At 39.2% G+C, this 19,104-nt stretch carries 14 protein-coding genes and 1 riboswitch; of the genes, 8 read left to right on the top strand and 6 right to left on the bottom strand.

Translation table 11 applies throughout. The annotated features are described in order from the left end of the window. Positions 1 to 47: 47 nt before the first annotated feature. From Q0A08_RS08190 to Q0A08_RS08180, 3 genes are read right to left on the bottom strand one after another with little or no spacing between them, the layout of a single operon-like run. Positions 48 to 683, bottom strand: coding sequence for an SIS domain-containing protein (locus Q0A08_RS08190; protein WP_438466166.1), 636 nt, complete (start codon positions 681 to 683; stop codon positions 48 to 50). Next, positions 646 to 1,038, bottom strand: coding sequence for a YraN family protein (locus tag Q0A08_RS08185; RefSeq protein WP_438466164.1), 393 nt, complete (start codon positions 1,036 to 1,038; stop codon positions 646 to 648). The genes Q0A08_RS08190 and Q0A08_RS08185 overlap by 38 nt, the downstream gene beginning before the upstream one ends. After that, positions 980 to 2,881, bottom strand: coding sequence for a penicillin-binding protein activator (locus Q0A08_RS08180; protein WP_438466162.1), 1,902 nt, complete (start codon positions 2,879 to 2,881; stop codon positions 980 to 982). The genes Q0A08_RS08185 and Q0A08_RS08180 overlap by 59 nt, the downstream gene beginning before the upstream one ends. Before the next feature lie 30 nt (positions 2,882 to 2,911). On the opposite strand from Q0A08_RS08180, the gene rsmI reads away from it, so the two are divergent. The 4 genes from rsmI to Q0A08_RS08160 all read left to right on the top strand — a co-directional run bounded on the left by rsmI (position 2,912) and on the right by Q0A08_RS08160 (position 9,688). Further along, positions 2,912 to 3,772, top strand: a complete 861-nt coding sequence (gene rsmI, locus Q0A08_RS08175; RefSeq protein ID WP_438466161.1) for a 16S rRNA (cytidine(1402)-2'-O)-methyltransferase — start codon at positions 2,912 to 2,914, stop codon at positions 3,770 to 3,772. Between the two features lie 154 nt (positions 3,773 to 3,926). After that, positions 3,927 to 6,497 carry a putative bifunctional diguanylate cyclase/phosphodiesterase gene (locus Q0A08_RS08170; protein WP_438466159.1) on the top strand — a complete coding sequence of 857 codons (2,571 nt, stop codon included), beginning with the start codon at positions 3,927 to 3,929 and terminating at the stop codon, positions 6,495 to 6,497. Positions 6,498 to 6,542: 45 nt separating this feature from the next. Further along, positions 6,543 to 6,647, top strand: a riboswitch (TPP riboswitch). Between the two features lie 148 nt (positions 6,648 to 6,795). Then, positions 6,796 to 8,778, top strand: a complete 1,983-nt coding sequence (thiC, locus tag Q0A08_RS08165; protein WP_438466158.1) for a phosphomethylpyrimidine synthase ThiC — start codon at positions 6,796 to 6,798, stop codon at positions 8,776 to 8,778. Positions 8,779 to 9,016: 238 nt separating this feature from the next. After that, positions 9,017 to 9,688, top strand: coding sequence for a hypothetical protein (locus Q0A08_RS08160; RefSeq protein ID WP_438466156.1), 672 nt, complete (start codon positions 9,017 to 9,019; stop codon positions 9,686 to 9,688). A gap of 67 nt (positions 9,689 to 9,755) precedes the next feature. Here the strand turns inward: Q0A08_RS08160 and aroA are convergent, their stop codons facing one another. Further along, positions 9,756 to 11,048: a 3-phosphoshikimate 1-carboxyvinyltransferase gene (aroA, locus tag Q0A08_RS08155; protein ID WP_438466154.1), complete on the bottom strand. Its 1,293-nt coding sequence runs from the start codon at positions 11,046 to 11,048 to the stop codon at positions 9,756 to 9,758. Positions 11,049 to 11,118: 70 nt separating this feature from the next. Then, on the bottom strand, positions 11,119 to 12,006 hold the full coding sequence (locus Q0A08_RS08150) for a MurR/RpiR family transcriptional regulator (protein WP_438466152.1): 888 nt from the start codon (positions 12,004 to 12,006) through the stop codon (positions 11,119 to 11,121). Positions 12,007 to 12,281: 275 nt separating this feature from the next. Here Q0A08_RS08150 and alc point away from each other — a divergent pair, with 275 nt between their 5' ends. The 4 genes from alc to Q0A08_RS08130 all read left to right on the top strand — a co-directional run bounded on the left by alc (position 12,282) and on the right by Q0A08_RS08130 (position 17,479). Next, the gene (gene alc, locus Q0A08_RS08145) at positions 12,282 to 13,274 is read left to right on the top strand and encodes an allantoicase (protein ID WP_438466150.1); all 993 of its coding nucleotides are present in this window, start codon (positions 12,282 to 12,284) and stop codon (positions 13,272 to 13,274) included. Positions 13,275 to 13,331: 57 nt separating this feature from the next. Next, complete coding sequence (locus tag Q0A08_RS08140) at positions 13,332 to 13,850, top strand: ureidoglycolate lyase (RefSeq protein WP_438466148.1); 519 nt, start codon at positions 13,332 to 13,334, stop codon at positions 13,848 to 13,850. A gap of 1 nt (position 13,851) precedes the next feature. Further along, positions 13,852 to 15,063 carry a urate hydroxylase PuuD gene (locus Q0A08_RS08135; protein WP_438466146.1) on the top strand — a complete coding sequence of 404 codons (1,212 nt, stop codon included), beginning with the start codon at positions 13,852 to 13,854 and terminating at the stop codon, positions 15,061 to 15,063. 529 nt (positions 15,064 to 15,592) lie between these two features. Next, entirely contained in the window at positions 15,593 to 17,479 is a 1,887-nt protein-coding gene (locus Q0A08_RS08130; protein WP_438466144.1) for a methyl-accepting chemotaxis protein, read from the top strand. Between the two features lie 62 nt (positions 17,480 to 17,541). Here Q0A08_RS08130 and gltX read toward each other — a convergent pair whose 3' ends face one another. Then, positions 17,542 to 19,023, bottom strand: a complete 1,482-nt coding sequence (gltX, locus tag Q0A08_RS08125) for a glutamate--tRNA ligase (RefSeq protein WP_438466142.1) — start codon at positions 19,021 to 19,023, stop codon at positions 17,542 to 17,544. Positions 19,024 to 19,104: the final 81 nt, after the last annotated feature.

The raw sequence follows: 19,104 nt of genomic DNA, 5'->3' as shown, positions 1-19,104 counted from the left end.
GAAAATGAATTTTCAGGTTAATAAAAAAGGCGCTTAAAGCGCCTTTTTTAATCTTCGTATCCAAACAGTTGTCGTTCTATTAGATCTATTAGAGTGTGTATGACAAGGACTTGGCACTCATGTACTCTAGCAGTCCCTAATAGATTGATTTTGATTTCAGTGTCGTCTGTTGAAGTTAATGCTGAAATGTTCTTAGCTTCTGGGCTAGTTAAGGCCACGATAGACATCTTTCTTTGGTGTGCTGCTTGAATCGCTTGAATGATAGGGGAAGTGTTTCCTTTATTGGCTACTATGAAAAGTACATCGCCAGGGTTACCAATGGCGGTTAATTGCTTAGAAAACACATCATGGTAACTATCATTGTGTGAGATAGATAACAATGAGGCACCTTCGCCGCTTAGCGTAATTGAAGGTAGGCCAGGTCTTTCTCTTTCCATTTTATCTAACATTAAAGTATTAAAGTAATGGGCAAGATGTGATCCGGTGCCATTGCCGCAACAAACGACCTTATTGCCTTCAGCAATACTTGCAAACATAACTTTTGCAGCATGTTCAATATAAGGAGGCAAAGACTCAAAAGCACTCTGTTGTGCTTCAAAGCTATGGGCGAATTGGGTATAAATTGCTTCTTGAAAATCCATATAGTTAAAATGCGCTTTTAAGCCAAGTAAGATGCTGCTCATCTATGCTTTGATCAAAGAGTATGGCATCAAAGCGTATGTCTACATCGTGTTTATGGTTGATCAAAAGCCAGTATTGAGCACTTTTAATCACTTTTCTTTGTTTTCCATGATGAATGCTTTGTGCTGCATTGCCATGGCTTTTATCTTTTCGGTATCTTACTTCAACAAAAACGATTACACCATTTTCAATGCAAATTAGATCAATCTCGCCTAGTTTACATAAGAAGTTCTGTTCTAGAATCGTGAGTTTCTGTTTTTGTAAATAATGTTTTGCAGCGAGCTCTGCTAACTGTCCTTTATTGGTAACCTTCTTCTTGAGGGCGAGTGATTGTAAAAATGTCCTTATTTTTCGCATTGATCAATCTTCCTGATTTGAACATGACGAGTTCTGGTCTTTTTCTAAAAATACCTAATTCATCTAAAGTGATTAAGCCGGTATTTGCAGAAATTCGAGCTTGAGGTAACTTATGGAAAACCCAGTAACGATTGGCTAATAGGTAAGCGTCAGCTCCCATCGCCTGTAGTCTTTTTAAAATATTTTTAGATACTTTTGATGATACCGGATCTAGCAGACTATTTGCTCTTGTTAAAGCGGGTACTTCGGTAAAAAGTATCCGTTCAATATCTTCTTTTTTAGTGTTTTTATCTGGTGTTTTATTATTAATTGAATGGCTTGCCAAAATAGGGATGTTATTGTCATTAGCATAATAATAATCAAGGGATGGTCTAATCTGTTTTGCATCGGTTAAATGCCCAACAAAGTATAAATAATCTAAGTCTTGTCTTGGTCTATCGATACTGCTCACTTTTATGTTCAGAGTGCGCTCAATTAATTTCTTTCTTTTTTGGCTTTCATTAATGAGTAGTAATTCCTTAATGGCCGTTTCTCTTTCTTTAGGCTTGTTATTGAACTCTATGTTGCTGACAATTTTAATGTTTTCTTGTTCACCTATCTGTTTGAACTCATCAGCTTGGCGAAGAGCCCAAGGATCTGTCAAAGACAGAATACCCGCATTAATAGCGCCTTCTTGCTTGGCAAAAGAGATAAGCTCTAGGATGTCATCAGCACTGGTTAAAGAAAAATAGTGAAGGTTAGGGTGCTTAGTCGATGTTTCTAACTGATTCAGCGCTATGACAGGCTTTTCTAAATCAAAGCGGCTTAATTGAGCGACAGAGCTTTTAGCAAGAGGTCCAATTATAACATCTACATCTTGAATATAGGCTTCGTTTAAAGCTGATTCTATATCTTGATATTCATCGCTGTTAATAAAAATTAGTTGGGCTTTATCTGCATCTTTAATTTGATAATAGGCAGCTAAGAAACCGTCAATAATTGCCCGAGAGGCAAGGCTCAGTCTGCCGGTCATTGGTAATATAATCGCTATTTTATTGAGCTTTGTTTGATCTAACTCGCCAATAACAACAAAGTCTTCAGGTGGTGTGCTTGCTGCAGGGTGTAATGGGTTAATTGCTTGCCACTGTTTAAAAGCATTGAGCTGCATACTGATTGTAGCGGACTTTGATCTAAGGATTGATGAGATGTTGAGCCAGCCCTTTAAAACAGGGTCAGAACTTTTCTGCATAAAACTGACTTCAGGGTCAGTCAGGTTTTGGATAGCTTGCCATAAGAAGAATTGATTTACCGCTAATTGATCAAGGGGAAGCAATGAGTCCAGTTTAATTCTTTCTCTAACGGCTGCGGGCCAATTTTGAAGTACTTCAAGTGCTGCTGCTCTTTTTAACCCAAGCCTGTATTGACTGGAATTAATGCTGGCACCGTCTAATCTTTTTGCTTTAAAAAGAGCGCTTAAAGCATACAAGGGCTGCTTTAACTCAGTGTAAATTTGTGCCGATAAAAGATAAGCATCAAACTGTTTAGAGCTGGTAAAAGGGATGACTTGGTTGTCTAGAATTGAAAGTGAAGTGGCAAGTTGTCCTACATTGTATTTTAAATTTGCAGCATCAAAATAGTAAACAGAAGACACGCTCGTTTGTAGGCTTCTTTCCGCTTGCCAAATTAGCTTTTCAAATTTGTCTGCCGGTGCTTTTTCGATAGGCTCAACGACAATGGGTTCAGCAATTACGGGCTCTTGAGCCACTTGAACCTGGACACTTTGTACCGTTTTTTCAGATCCGCATGCAACCAAGAGTGCAGAACACAAAGATAATGCTATTATACGCCCGTTAAAAAGACTCATATGCTTAAAAATCAAAGAAAAAGAGGTCGTATGTTACCACATAGTTCTACGGATGTTAGTGGCACCCTGTATATTGTCGCTACACCAATTGGAAATTTAGATGACCTTAGTAAAAGGGCAAAAGAAACTTTAGAAAAGGCAAGCTATATCGCTGCTGAAGATACACGTCACACAAAAAAATTACTAAATTTCTTTAATGTTGAAGCTCGCCTTTTCTCGCTCCATGATCATAATGAAAAAGATCGTGCCCAGTATATTGCCAAACTATTAGATGATGGAGAGGATGTTGCATTGGTATCAGATGCCGGTACCCCTTTGATCTCTGACCCAGGGTATCATGTTGTTAGTCATCTAAGAGATCTAGGCTATAAGGTCTCTCCGATTCCCGGACCTTCTGCCATCATAACTGCTTTATGTGCATCAGGTTTACCGACAGATAAATTCTTTTTTCAGGGGTTTTTGCCTGCTAAAAGTAAGTCTCGAAAAGATGTTATGCAGACTTGGAAGCAGCAAACAGGTACGACAATCTTCTATGAGTCAACGCACAGAATTAATGATTCAATAGCTGATCTAATGGCTGTGTTTGAAGATGATGTTGAACTTGTTTTAGCCCGTGAATTGACTAAAACTTTTGAGACCTTTCTTAAAGGTAAACCATCATACATCCTGCAGCGCTTTGAAGAAGATTCGAATCAAATGCGCGGTGAATTTGTGGTGATGGTCGATTATAGGCCACAAGAAGATGAGAGTGACAATGATCAAGAGGCAAGGCGAATTCTTGAGATATTATTAACTGAATTACCTGTGAAGCAAGCCTCTCAGTTAGCAGCAAAAATTACAGGGTTAAAGAAAAATTTCCTTTATCAAATAGCCCTAGATATGAAGCCATAAATCACTACTGATATGTTTTTTGATGATATTGCTTTTTACTAATATAGTTATTTGAAATAATGAGTATAGAGGTATCATTAAGGATTTAGTTGTCTGGGATATTGTCAAGGTAAGAGGAACTTGCCTATTATCGCTAGACTATTAAAAAAAACTTATGGATTTGTTATCAAAATGGCTTAAATCGCCAGCCTCTATGATCTTTGTTATAGCGCTAATTGTCACAATTTGCGCTTGGCTTACCTATGCTTTTCTTTCTGCAAATGATAAGACGCTCCCAGCTCATTCTTTTGGAAAAAATCGAATTCAATCCATCGCTTTAGATCGCCAAATTTTATTTCAAACCTCGCACGTTGAAAAGTTGGTCAATCACCTTAAGAGCTTAAAAAACTTTTCAGACAGAGATATCGCTCAAGTATTGGAGCAAGCCAAATATGATAAAAAAGTGTTCAATTATGTTTGGTTAGCTGCTAATGAGTACTCCACTGGGTTGATTGAGCTCCTAAATCAATATCAAATGCTTGAACTTCCATATGAAAGCAGTACTAGCGCTAATCCGTTATATATAAGTCAATCCGAAGCATTCAAAGGTACGATTGCTTCAAGTGTGTCGATTAAAGAGGCGGGTGTTTTGTTTGTAAGCATGAATCTGACAAGCTTTATAAACACTAATACAGACGTTTATAAAGTAAGGGCGCTACCTTGTTTTCATCTATCGCTATCATCTTCTTCTACTACTGCTTTAAACTCGCTTTATCAATCTAAAGCGCTAGCTTGCCAAGGGGTGAGTGACTCTTCAGCCTATGATACTCATTCATTTTCATGGTTAGGTCATAAACTGACATTCATCATTTACCCTCCTTTTAGTCCTATTCAAAACGAGCCAAGATCTTTAATAAAGCTTTTGCTTGCTATGCTCGCACTAATGGCGAGTCTCATTGTTTTTTATGTGTATAGGTCAAGGCGCTATGAGCATAAAATCGAGAGCCTTTTAAAAGACAGGGGGCAAAGTTTAAAAGAGGTTCGAACTGAATATTCAAACCTATTTATGTTGTCTGTAGATGGTATTTATCGAGCGAGTTTAAACGGAAACCTTCTAAAAGCTAATCCTGCTTATGCAACTGCGTTTGGTTATAGTAACGAAGACGAGCTTTGTATTAAGGTAAAAAATATCGGTAAGCAATTGTACCTAGATCCTAAACAATATCTAGATTTTATTAATTTACTTAAAAAGGATCAAAGGGTAATCGGTTTTGAATGGCAAAGTCAGGATCAATTTGGCAGGCGTATTTGGTTACTTGAGAATGCATATTTAACTCAGCAAGATAATGGTGAAATCTATTATGAAGGCTTTATAGCAAATGTGACTGAAAAGAAAAAAGTAGAGGCTGCACTTAAGCATCAGGCGCAAATGGATTCATTAACAGGTCTGTTGAATAGAGCAACTTTTGTCTCCCAGATGTCATTATTTATTGATCAAAATAGTGCCAGGCAAAGTGCTATCTTCTTTATTGATTTAGATAAGTTTAAAACGGTTAATGATCAATATGGACATCATGTAGGGGATGAACTTTTAGTCGAGTTTTCACGGCGTTTACAGGCTTGTTTTAATCAAGATGAAATGATTACTCGATTAGGTGGGGATGAGTTTGCTGTGTTTTTAAAAGATGTAACAGGGTTGCCTCAGTTACATGAACTTGCAGATAAAGTGGTTGCTGGTATGCGTAAACCCTTTGCTTTTAGTAATGGGTTTAATTTTAAAATATCTGCCAGCATTGGTATTAGCATGCTTGATGAAAGTGTTAAGAATGCCAGCGAAGGACTGAAGCAAGCAGACATGGCCATGTATGAAGTTAAGCGCAATGGACGTGCTGATTTTATTATTTTTAATCAGGGTCTCAATGAATCTGAGAGGCGCAGGAGCCTACTTGAAAATAACCTCCTTAGCGCACTTAAGCATAATGAGATTTATATTAACTACCAGCCTATAGTATGTTTTGAAACGGGTGAAATTAAAGGCATGGAAGCCTTGATACGTTGGAAAAATGAAACCTTAGGAGAGGTTTCTCCGGCTGAGTTTATTGCCATTGCAGAACAAATTAATTTGATTAACCCATTTTCAAATTGGTTAATCCATCATGTTTGTCATGATTTGAAAGCCTTGATAAAAAGTAGTGGTAACCCCAATCTCTTTGTCAGTATTAACATATCACCTAAGCAGCTATTGTCAGATCAAGTTTGTGACAACCTATTGATGTCTATGGAAGTCAATCAGCTAACGCCTAAAAACATTAAAATAGAGATTACAGAAACGGCTATTTATGATCAGGAAGAGAGTGTAGTCCGCCAATTAAGGCGCATTCGCAGCTATGGAATAGGTATTTATATTGACGATTTTGGGACTGGTTATAGTTCTCTTGAAAGGTTAACTCAATACCCCTTTGATGGCCTTAAAATTGATAGGTCTTTTGTGAAAAACTTGGTACCTGGTAATAGTCAGGATGTCATTCTTAAGGCATCTGTGAAAATGGCTGAAATGCTCAATCTAGTTGTTGTGGTCGAAGGCATAGAGAGCCATTTTCAGTATGATTTTTTTAAAACCTTAAAGTGTGAATATGCCCAAGGTTTTCTGCTTTATAAGCCTCTATCATTGTATGAGTTGAGCCAAGAAATACTGCAAAAAAATCATTTAAGTACAAGTCTTCCTAGTGACGAAACAATCCGTTAATACGTTATCAAGGCTTTACTTTTGTTCTAATCTCCTTATAGTTGCTTCCACTTGTCGGAGTGCCATTTGGCTGAGATCGTGTTTATGCACGGGATCCGCAGAACCTGAACAGGGCTAAATACCTGCGTAGGGAACAAGAAAATCTTCATTCTTTCTTATCTGCATCGAATGCTTTCCATTCTTTAATTTTGACTAAATGTCATTAATAAAGATTGGTGTTAGCAAAAATCATAGATATGATTTTTGTGAAAGCAAACGCACGACTGACAAGCACTTCTTTCATTTAAAAGGATTGCTTATGTCTTCTAATGAGTTAACAAATTCTAAGTCAAATATTGCTGTACCAGAGGTACAAAGTAAACGAGAAGAAGCTAGGTTGAAGGCGAAAGCCTTTATTGACTCGCTTCAAGCTAACCCCTTTCCTGCTTCTGAACGTGTTTTTATTCAAGGTAGTGACACCTCGATTCAAGTACCAATGCGTAAAATTAATGTTTCAGATACGCCAATTGGTAAAGATCCTGCTAACTTCACTTATGAAAAAAATGAAGCTATTTATGTCTATGAATGCTCTGGACCTTATTCAGATCCAAGTCGAAAAATTGATGTTTATAAAGGCATAGCATCCACACGAGGCAAGTGGATTGAAGCACGTAATGATATACAGGAACTAGATGGCGTCTCTTCTGATTTTGCTCAGCAAAGGTTAAGTGATGAAAGGTTGGATGACCTAAGGTTTGAAAACTTACCAAAAGTTGTGAAGGCTAAGCCAGGTGCTGTAGTTACTCAATTGCATTATGCACGTCAGGGGATTATTACCCCTGAAATGGAGTTTATTGCGATTCGCGAGAATCAAAATATGCAGGCGGTAAAAAGCGAGCTTTTATTAAAGCAGCACCCAGGGCATAGTTTTGGCGCTAATATTCAAACAGTTATCACGCCAGAGTTTGTGCGTCAGGAAGTGGCTTCAGGTAGAGCGATCATTCCTGCAAATATTAATCACCCAGAATCAGAGCCAATGATTATTGGTCGTAATTTCTTAGTGAAGGTAAACGCGAACATAGGCAACTCAGCCTTAACCTCATCTATTGAAGAAGAAGTTGAGAAGCTTGTTTGGTCAACGCGTTGGGGCGCTGATACCCTGATGGATTTGTCGACAGGTAAGAATATTCACGAAACTCGTGAGTGGATTCTGAGGAACTCACCGATTCCAATTGGTACAGTACCGATTTATCAGGCGCTGGAAAAGGTGAAAGGTATTGCTGAAGATCTGAATTGGGACGTTTTCAGAGATACATTGATTGAACAAGCCGAGCAAGGTGTAGATTACTTTACAATCCATGCGGGTGTTTTATTACGTTATGTGCCAATGACGGCAAAAAGGCTAACAGGAATAGTATCTCGCGGCGGTTCAATAATGGCGAAATGGTGTTTAGCTCATCATGAAGAAAGCTTTTTATACCAACGTTTTCGTGAGATTTGTGAAATCTGTCAAACATATGATGTTTCACTGTCGCTTGGTGATGGTTTACGACCTGGTTCTATTATGGATGCCAATGACGAAGCTCAAATGTCCGAGCTCAAAACGCTAGGGGAATTAACTAAGGTTGCTTGGGAATATGATGTGCAAGTTATGATTGAAGGGCCTGGGCATGTGCCGATGCAAATGATCAAGCATAATATGACTGAACAACTTGAGCACTGCCATGAAGCCCCTTTTTATACACTAGGACCACTGACTCAAGATATCGCACCTGGTTATGATCATTTCACATCAGGTATCGGAGCGGCTCAAATAGGTTGGTATGGTTGCGCTATGTTGTGCTATGTAACACCGAAAGAGCATCTAGGCTTACCCAATAAAGAAGATGTTAAACAAGGCTTGATTACTTATAAAATCGCTGCTCATGCCGCCGACCTTGCTAAGGGGCACCCAGGTGCACAAATTCGAGACAATGCTTTATCTAAAGCACGTTTTGAGTTTCGTTGGCAGGATCAGTTTAATTTAGCATTAGATCCTGAAACAGCCAGAGCTTATCATGATGAGACCTTGCCTCAGGCGTCAGGTAAAGTTGCTCATTTTTGCTCTATGTGTGGTCCAAAGTTTTGCTCAATGAAAATCACCCAAGAAGTTAGGGATTATGCCGCGGATCTTGAACGCAATTCAAAAATCGAAGTTCACAATGTTGATGCCAATGACGTTCGTAAAGGGATGGATGATATGTCAGCTCAGTTTAAAGATTTGGGAAGTGAGGTGTATTTGTTACAAGAAGAAGCTAACTAGGCTTCAATAATACCGCGTTTTGAATTAATCTAGGACCCTCTAAATTAGCAAGTGCTTGTGGGTGTGATACAGCGATATAATGTATGACACTTACTCTTTAGCATTTGCTTATTTGAGGGTTTTTTTATGTATTACTTTAAATTTTTTACCGCAAGATTACTTCAGACTGACACATCTTGACGGGTTAATGGTCATAATCAAAGCATGGCTATTATTTGCCTGAAAAGGAGTTTGCTGTATGGTGATCACACTAACTAAAACCTGGTGCTTTTTGATTGCGCTAACCTTATTGGCATTAGTCGTGTCACCTTATGCTTTTGTGGCGTGGAAATCAGAAAGTTTTAAGCGTGAAATCCTTGACGACCTCAAAGAGCTTCGTCGGCCTCCACCTCCTCCGCATGTTGTTCACAACCCGAGATATCGAAAACCTTCTGATATGCCGCAAGTCATTTTCCCTAAAGCGGTTGTGACAAGGTCATCAATGGATATGCCGACAGATCATGTTGTCTATTTTCTGGCGAGAAAATTAAATCTATCAAATGATGCTCAAAACACCTTGTCAGATATTGTTATTCGATACTCAAATCAAAGAAAAATTTTACAAGGAAAAATAGCGGTAGAAGTTCAGCTACTTGCTGAGTTGAGCCCAAGTGACGCTGACTATATGCAAAAAGTTTCTGATGCGGCAAGTATACAGGCCGATATTAGCACTCAAGTTATGCGTCTGTATGCTAAGCAGCAAGTTGAAATTTATCAGTTATTAACCCTTGCTCAAATTGAAGAGCTTGAATTGATTAAGCACAGGTTTGCGCAAAGGATGAAAGCGCGAATCGCCAAGGATAGAACGAAAGATATTTTCTCCTTTGAAAGTGGTGATATTGAATCGAGCGAGCCTAAGTCAAACAAGTAATCTTGTTTGATCGTTTATCCAAGTATAAAAAAACCAGCCTTAGCTGGTTTTTTTATACTTGGATAAACTAGCTCGTGACTTTATTAAATAGTTCAAAGTAAGTTGGGAAGGTTTTGGAAGTGCAACCTGGGTCATTAATTGTCACTTGGCTATTGGAGAAAGCGACTAGAGAAAAGCACATGGCAATTCTGTGGTCATTGTAGGTATCGATTGCAGCATGCTGTACATCTGTTAAGGGTTCAACATAGATATAGTCTTCACCTTCATCGACTGTGGCTCCAAGTTTGCGTAGCTCTGTCGCCATAGCATTTAGCCTGTCTGTTTCTTTTACGCGCCAATTATAAATATTTCTAATACGCGTTGGGCCTTTGGCAAAAATGGCTGTGGTAGCGATGGTCATAGCGGCATCTGGAATATGGTTCATATCAAGATCAACACCATTTAGTTCGCCTTTACTGGCTTGAACCCAGGTTGGGCCATAACTAATGTTTGCACCCATAGCAGCAAGGACTTCAGCAAACTTTACATCTCCTTGTACACTGTCTGTGCCGATACCATGTACCTTGATTGTACCGCCTGCGATAGCTGCAGCCGCTAAAAAGTAAGAAGCCGAAGATGCGTCACCTTCAACCATGATCTCACCCGGGCTCACATAGGTCTGATTGCCTTTTAACACAAAACTTTGATAATTCTTGTTCTCAACCGTAACGCCAAACTGCTTCATCACATGTAAGGTGATATCAATGTAAGGTTTAGAAACAAGTTCACCATCGACATGGATAGTTAGGTCGTTTTGTGCAAGCGGTGCACTCATTAAAATAGCTGTCAAAAATTGGCTTGAGATATTACCTTTAATAGATACTTCACCACCTTGAATGCCATTTGCATGGATTTTAAGAGGTGGATAATTCTCTTCGCCTAAATACTCAACATTAGTTCCAAGTTGGCGTAGTGCGCTGACTAGGTCACCAATAGGGCGTTCATGCATACGAGGTTCGCCATGCAACAGATATTCGCCTTGACCTAAGCATAATGCAGCAGTGAGTGGGCGCATTGCTGTGCCAGCATTCCCTAAAAACAAATCTGCAGAGATAGGCTCTTTGTTAGCATTGGATAGTGGACCTGCAACACCTTGTACTGTGCAACTTGTGCCATTATCACTTAATTGATAATTTACGCCTAGGCTTTGAAGTGCGTCAAGCATATGTCGAATATCGTCACTGTCTAGCAAGTTGGTGATCTTAGTTTCACCTTTTGCTAATGCAGCTAATAAAAGGATGCGGTTTGAAAGGCTTTTAGATCCAGGGATTTGGATCTCGCCATTGGCGTTGGAAAGCGGTCCAAGGGTAAGTGAGTTCATTAATGTTTCCGTTAAAAATGCGTTACTACTAGTTAATTGATATCAATTTTTATTATGTTTTATTTAAAGTTCAAGCTTCAAATTCATCGATTAGCGCACCATTGTTAAGTGCGGCCATATCTAATTCGTTTAAGGTTTGATAAGTCTCTTCAATGGCTTGAATTCTATCATTCGCCTCATTGTAATTATCTTGGTAAACCCCATTTGCTAAGACACTGATAATGTTCATAACACTGGCGTAAGAGTCAAAAGCGGAAACTCCGCGAACCACACAAGAGAAATGAATGTCACTGACTTCTTTTGGATTTACGTCAGCATGATCCGTAATATAAATGAGGTAAATGCCACGTTTTCTTAAGGTAATCATTAGGTTTTTAAGCCAAGCAGGGCGACGACGAATACCCATAATAATCACAGTATCTTTCGCCGTGAAACTGGCAACTTCTTCACCAAGTGTTTGGCCGGGAAGAGGAAGAAGGGTGACATTATCACGACATTGAGTCAGTTGTTGGCGTAGATGAAGCGCGAGAGCGTGATTGTTACGGTAACCAATAACATAGACCCTTTGTGCTTGGCCTATGGATTTAACCGCGGCATCAAAATCACTTGTCTTAATGGACTCTAATGTTTTTTGAATATTGTTTTGGTCACACTGGATATAGTCGCTAAACACATTCGAAATAGATTGATGCTCAGGTTGCTTCTCTGCAATGGGTGTGCCCCAACGACGTGCAGCACGAACTTGGCGCTTAACTTCACCAAAGTCCTTGTACTCTAGCCTTTGTAGTAGGCGTGTCACTGCTGATTTAGATACACCGGCTAATTTTGCTAACTCAGTGGCAGAATATGTAGCTATGTCACCTTGATGATTCAATATGCAAGATGCCAGCTTTTGCTGCGTTGGAGATAACTGATCGTAAATTTGCTTAATTCTTTGTTCTATTGATAGGTCTTGCATGGGTAATAGTCAGTTCCGCATCAAAATACTTGGAATAATTACTATTCGTATTAGTAATTCGCTCTTAGTGCTAAGAAGTTCTTGAGAGTATACCTTTTTCATTGAAAAAAGTGCGTTATGAAAAAAAATATTTGGTTATAGTGAAACAAATGTATTATAGTTGCATTATTGAAACATAAATTTCATCTTTGGCGTTTTGAGAATACTTCACTTTTTTAGCTTCTCACCAAAGAGATAACCTTATTAAAACCTCATTAACCTTTCTAGGAGAGACCATGTCTAACACTGAAAAAGTTTGGTACGGAGTGAATTTAGCATCTACTCGTTTAGGTGCAGAAGCACTGTATGCAACTGATGATTTCTTTGCGCCAATTAGTCGTATGATCCAGGATCACGATCCAGTTTGGATTGATGACAAATATGATGATAACGGTAAGTGGATGGATGGCTGGGAAAGCCGTCGTAAGCGCTCTGAAGGTTTTGACTATGGTATTATCAAGCTAGGTATCTCAGGCAAAATTAAGACACTTGAAATCGATACTCGTTTCTTTACAGGTAACTTTGCACCAGCGACCTTGATCGAAGCTTGCTACTCAGAAACAACCCCAGATGAAAATACTCAGTGGACAGAAATTACAGAGAACATTGCGCTTTCTGGTAATAACCAACTGTTTGTTGATGTAAATGACGACACGGTTTACAACCATGTACGTGTCAATATCTACCCAGATGGCGGTATTGCTCGTTTACGTGTTTATGGTGAGCCAGAAGTACGTTGGGATGAAGTAACAGGTGATAAGCAAATCGACCTAGTTGCTGTTGAGAATGGTGGCCGTGTACTTGCTTGTAACGATGAGCACTTCGGTACTATGCACAACATCATCATGCCTGGTAAGGGCATTAACATGGGTGATGGCTGGGAAACACGCCGTCGCCGTGAGCCTGGCAATGACTGGGTTATTTTAGCACTGGGTCATCCTGGTGAAGTTGAGTCTGTTACGATTGATACGGCTTTCTTCAAAGGCAACTTCCCTGACGGCTTATCTTTGCAGGTAGCAAATATTTCTGACTTGCCTGATACAACACTTGCAGCTCAAAGTATTTACTGGAAAGAACTGCTACCTAAGCAATCTTTATCTGCAGATGCTGAGCATGTATTCGCTGAAGAACTTAACCGTGTTGGGGTTATCACTCACGTACGTATGAATATCTTCCCTGATGGTGGTGTCAGTCGTATTCGCTTGATGGGTAAGCCAGTTAAAAACTAATTTAGAAAAATATAACGAGCCTAAATGTTAGGCTCGTTAAATAGAACAGGATTCGTGATGAAACTGAAGATAGAAACGCTAACAGCAGATGCCTTTGCAGATTTCGGCCAAGTAATTGATACTGAAATATGCACCAACCAATTTGCAATCAATGGAGGCACTACACAGCGCTTTCACGACCTTGCTGAAGTGGAAACAATAGGTGAAGCAAGAGGTGGTATCAGTATCTTTCGCGGGGATGCAAGGCAATTTCCAATGCAAATTGAAATGCTAGAGCGTCATCCAAAAGGTTCTCAAGCATTTATGCCGTTGCAACAAAGGCCCTACCTTGTGGTCGTTGCTCCTGCATTAAATGATGAGGAACCAGATCTGAGTAGGTTGCGTTTGTTCTATGCGACGGGGGCTCAAGGGGTAAATTACTTCACTGGTACTTGGCATCATCCATTATTGGCGCTTGAAGAGGTATCTGATTTTCTTGTCGTAGACAGAATCGGAGAAGGGCACAATTGTGATGAATTCTTTTTTCCAGAAGGAAGTGATATTCAAATTGCAGCAATGAGTTTCGAAGGGGTTTAAAATGTTAGATGGCCACTATAATGAATGGTTAAACTTACTAGTACGTTGGTTTCATATCACGGCTGGTATTGCGTGGATAGGCGCATCTTTTTACTTTAACTGGTTGGAAAATAACCTAGTTAGAACAGGCAAGCAAAAAGAAGGGATTTCTGGCTATCTTTGGGCCATTCATGGTGGCGGTATTTACCGTCTAGAAAAATACAAATCTGCACCGGAAAAAATGCCGGAAACCTTGCACTGGTTTAAATGGGAAGCATACACAACTTGGTTAACAGGTATTGCTTTACTCTTTGTACAGTATTACATGAATGCCAATCTGTACCTGATTGATCCACAAGTCATGGCGCTTGAAGCATGGCAGGCTGTGGCAATAGGTATCTTAGTCATCGTGGCAACCTGGGTGATTTACCACTACCTATGTGATTTGTTAGCAAACAATCCTCAAGTGTTAGTGGCCGTTGGTTTTGTACTCATGTCACTAGCGGCTTACGGTCTGACACAAGTGTTTAGTGGACGTGGTGCATTTATCCATATCGGTGCCATGATAGGTACTATGATGGTGGGTAACGTAGCGCATGTTATTATGCCTTCTCAACGAGCTCTCATTGCAGCGGTAGAAAAAGGTGAAGATGTTGACCCTAAATACGGTGCTAAGGCGTTGTTGCGTTCGCGTCATAACAACTACTTAACGCTACCTATTTTGTTCATTATGATCTCTAACCACTATCCTTCTACGTTTAGCGATACGCATAATTGGGCAATCCTATTAGGTTTGGTTGTGATTAGTATGGCAATCCGTCATCACTTTAATATCCAGCATAAGCCTGAAAAATCAGCGTGGATTTTACCTGTAGGTGTCGTTGCATTACTTGGTTTAGCTTTCATTACTAAGCCAGCCGCTTATGTTCCACCGGTAACTGCAAATGCAGCGGTTGAGCAATCAGTTGATGCTAAACATGCATTAAATGTAAAAGCGAAAGATATCATTGTAGAGCGTTGTGCTAGTTGTCATGCTGCTACGCCAAGTTCTGAAATGTTTACAGCAGCGCCTCTTGGCATCTTATTAGAGAATCAAGAGCAAATTGATGCGCTACAAGAACGTATTTTCCAGCGTTCTGTTGTACTGAAAACAATGCCACTTGCTAATATCACGCAAATGACAGACGAAGAGCGAGATCTTCTTGGTCAATGGTATAGTGCCAACCAGAAGTAGAACTGCTTTAGTGATGGCTTGATTTTAGTTAAGCCAAGTTAAATCAAAAAAGGGTCCGATTATCGGACCTTTTTTTTTGCGTTTAAAAAAATTATTTTCTATTTTTAGAGGGTAAAGGATTGAGTTAAGTAATTGGGTTTAAAAAGAGGTGATTTTCTGATTGTTACAAATACCTTGATGAAGACTTTTGTAAGTTGAGTAAAGGTTCTGTTTCAAAAAAGAGAGTGCATTCTATCGTTGAGCTGTAAAACCAGATGTTAGCGCTCAGATTTGAATGTATGAAAATAGAAAAGATTTTGATAACCTGTTACCAAGTACTAAGGATAGAGTGCTGAACATAAAGGTTTTTTTAATAACAAGACGGAGTTTGTTGCGATAATATTATTTAAACAAAAAAATATTGTTAAGTTTAAAAAAATTGTTTCGATACTAAATTGCATGAGTTACCCTTCTTAGACATTAGTCTAAAAAGATTATTTAATGTAACGTCGTGTAACAATTCAATGCAGCTTAATCAGGTGAATGCAATATGTTGGTAAATCTCAGCTTTAGAGCTAAGCTCACCATTTTACTATTTTGTGCTATAAGTGGTTTTGTCGTAGTCACTTTGGTCGCGTTAAATGGTTTAAATACTCAGCAAGCCACTTCTTCCCGTCTTCAAAACCTCTCTGAAATAGAAAGTAATCTTGATGCTCTTGTCATATCCATGATGAAAAAGTATGAAGGTGTACTGACTATTAATAATGACAATTATGAGTCGTATATCGAGGGTATTGATTCAAACAAGGAAACGTTCTTAGTAAGTTTAGATCAAAATATTAGTGAGATAGGTACCGAAGAAGGTCGTGCAACACTTGAAACGGCTAAAGCAAGTCTAGAGAGTTACTCTAACTCGTTAACCAATATTGTTCATCAAAGGCATATTTTAGGTTTTGATGGCCAATCTGGTATTAAAGGAGAGATTGCTTCTCTTGGTGAAGTCGTACTTGGTGAAATTTCTTTTTTAAGTTTGGTTAAACAAGAATTTCTACCTGTTCGTGAAGCTGAGAAAAACTATATCTTTGAAACAACTGAAGATAACCGTACTTACTTCCTTGAAAAATATAATAGCTTTTTTAAACGAGTTAAAAACTTTGGTTTAGAGGAGCGTTTTGGTGAAAGCATTAAGACTTATCTTGCAGCCGTTGAGAAATTGACAGTTCAAAATGCAATTACTCATGAAGCAGAACAAGTCTTTGCAGCACAAAAAGCTGAATTTGCTACTAATCGCTCAGCAGCATCAGACTATTTGAAAAGCCTAATCAGCAATGCTGAAACCTTAGCTAAAGAAAGCTCTAAACAAGCAAGTTTCACACTCATTAGTGTGAGTATTCTTGTTGCTGTGTTTGCTGGCTTGATGATGATGGGTATTGGTAAGAGTGTAAATAAAACACTTAATCAAATTATTCGTGATCTAGTGAAAGTGAAAGAGGGTGACTTAACAGCAAGACTTTCGATAAATGCGAAAAGAAATGATGAGTTTGATGCGCTTTGTGGTTCGGTCAACGAAATGACGGGTGGCTTAGGGTCAGTGCTAAGTGATGTAGTAACAACGACCACAGAAGTTAATGACATGGTTTCTGAGTTAAATACAGCCGTGTCAAACATTGCTGATAGTAACAAGTCTATCAATACTCAAACCAACTCATTAGCTGCTGCAACTGAAGAAATTTCAACCACCATCTCAAGTATTTCTGATACAACAGATACCCTAAGTGTGCAGTCTAAAGATACTTATGAATCTGCGAAAAATGGTGCAGAGACAATTAAAGAAGCACTGTTTAATCTGTCTAAAACGGTTGGGTTTGTTAATAAAACAGGCGACCAATTAAATGAATTAGGTCGTTTATCTAAAGACATTGATGGTGTGATCTCTATGATCAATGACTTGGCTAATCAGACTAACTTGCTTGCACTTAATGCTGCTATCGAGGCCGCTCGAGCGGGTGAAGCTGGTCGTGGTTTCTCTGTTGTTGCTGATGAGGTGCGCTCTCTTGCTGAGAAGACAGTTGATGCTACCGCTAGAATTACAGACATAGTAAGCACGATTCAAACGTCTACAAGCTCCGCTATCTCAACGATGAAGAATGGCCAAGAGAACCTTCTTGCAATCGAAGAGTCGGGTGAAAAAGCAGAACAAGCTATGCGTGAAATTGAAGTTAACGCCAGAACAGGTGCCGATTCTGCGAACCATATGGCACAGTCAATTCAAGAAGTGTCTAAAACTGCCGTACACATGAGTGAAGATATGGATAATATTGCTCAACAGTTACAAGCAGATACAGATTCAATTACGACTATTGCTGATAATACTAACCAAATTCATAATTTGGTTGATCATCTTGATAGTAAGACACGTGTATTCACGACTGTCTAATGTATTGATGAGATATAAAAAAACCGGCTTCTGCCGGTTTTTTTATATCTAAGAGTCGAAGTTTAAAGTGCTTGGAATTCTTTTTCCCAACGCTTACCTTCTTTCTTAGAAGGTGAGCCAACTGCATTAACAGCCGCTCTTAGTCTTGCTCTTGAGATATCAGGACCAAGAATTGCCATAGAGTCAAAGACAGAAACTGACGATGTAGTGCCTGCTATTGCAACAAACAGAGGTGCAAAGAAGTCTTTTGGTTTGATTTCCATCACTTGGGCAAGAGATTTCATGGCATTAAAGATTTCGTCTTTTTCCCACTTACTTAGTGACTCAAGTTTCCATGTGGCAAACTGTAATGCTTTTCTTAATGTCTCGTCTTCAAGCTTAAGACCATCAAAACTAGTGGCATTAATGTCTAGGTGACCTTTTAAGAAGAATCCTGCAACATCAGCAACATCTGAGAACTTTTCAATTCTAGGTGTGATCAATGGCAAAATTTGCATTAAGTATTCTGGGTTTAATGCCCACTCTTGGAACTTTTGAGCGAAGGCTTGAGGGTTTAAGTCTTCACGAATCCATAAGCCATTAAGCCAGCTTAGTTTTTCAACATCAAAAACAGGGCCGCCTAAAGAAACACGTTGTATATCAAAGTGTTCAATCATGTCATCTAAAGAGAATTTTTCTCTTTCATCAGGCATTGACCAGCCCATGCGTCCTAAATAGTTAACAACCGATTCAGCAAGATAGCCCATACGTTGGTAATAAAGAATACTCGTCGGGTTCTTACGTTTAGACAATTTTGACTTATCTGGATTACGTAATAACGGCATGTGACAAAGCGTTGGCATATCCCAGCCAAAGTATTGGTACAGCAGAATGTGTTTAGGTGCTGAGTTTATCCATTCTTCACCGCGAATAACATGGGTGATTTTCATTAGATGATCATCAACAACGTTAGCTAGATGGTAAGTCGGCATGCCATCTGCTTTTAGCAGAACTTGCATATCAACTTGAGTCCAATCTATCTCTATTTCACCACGAAGCATATCTTGCACACGGCAGATACCTTCTTCTGGGATCTTCATGCGGATAACATAAGGCACACCAGCATCAAGTTTTGCTTGTACTTCATCTTCGCTTAAATTTAGGGCGCGACCATCATATTTTGGTTGAAGGCCTTGCTCTCTCTGCTCGTTACGCATTAGATCAAGTTCTTCTGATGTTTCAAACGCGTAAAATGCATGGCCTTTTTCTACGAGCTCTTTAGCATAGTCTGCATAAATGTCGCCACGTTCGCTTTGACGGTATGGACCATACTCGCCACCAACATCAGGCCCTTCTGCCCAATCGAGACCTAACCAACGTAATGCATCTAGAATCATTTTTTCTGATTCAGGAGTACTACGAGTTTGATCAGTATCTTCAATACGAAGAATGAACTTACCGCCCATTTTGCGAGCAAAAGCCATATTAAATAAAGCGATGTACGCGGTTCCTACGTGTGGATCACCTGTTGGTGATGGGGCGATACGCGTTCTGATTTCAGACATAAGAGACTCATCAATTCCAGTTGTAAAAATGGCGATTATTATAAGCCTCTTATAATAAAAGCGTAACTAAGAATTACGCTA

The sequence above is a fragment of the Marinomonas sp. PE14-40 genome (assembly GCF_051623805.1).
Taxonomy (GTDB): domain Bacteria; phylum Pseudomonadota; class Gammaproteobacteria; order Pseudomonadales; family Marinomonadaceae; genus Marinomonas.
The sequence above is the reverse complement of the archived record's forward strand: the minus strand, read 5'-3'. Positions and strand labels throughout refer to the sequence as shown.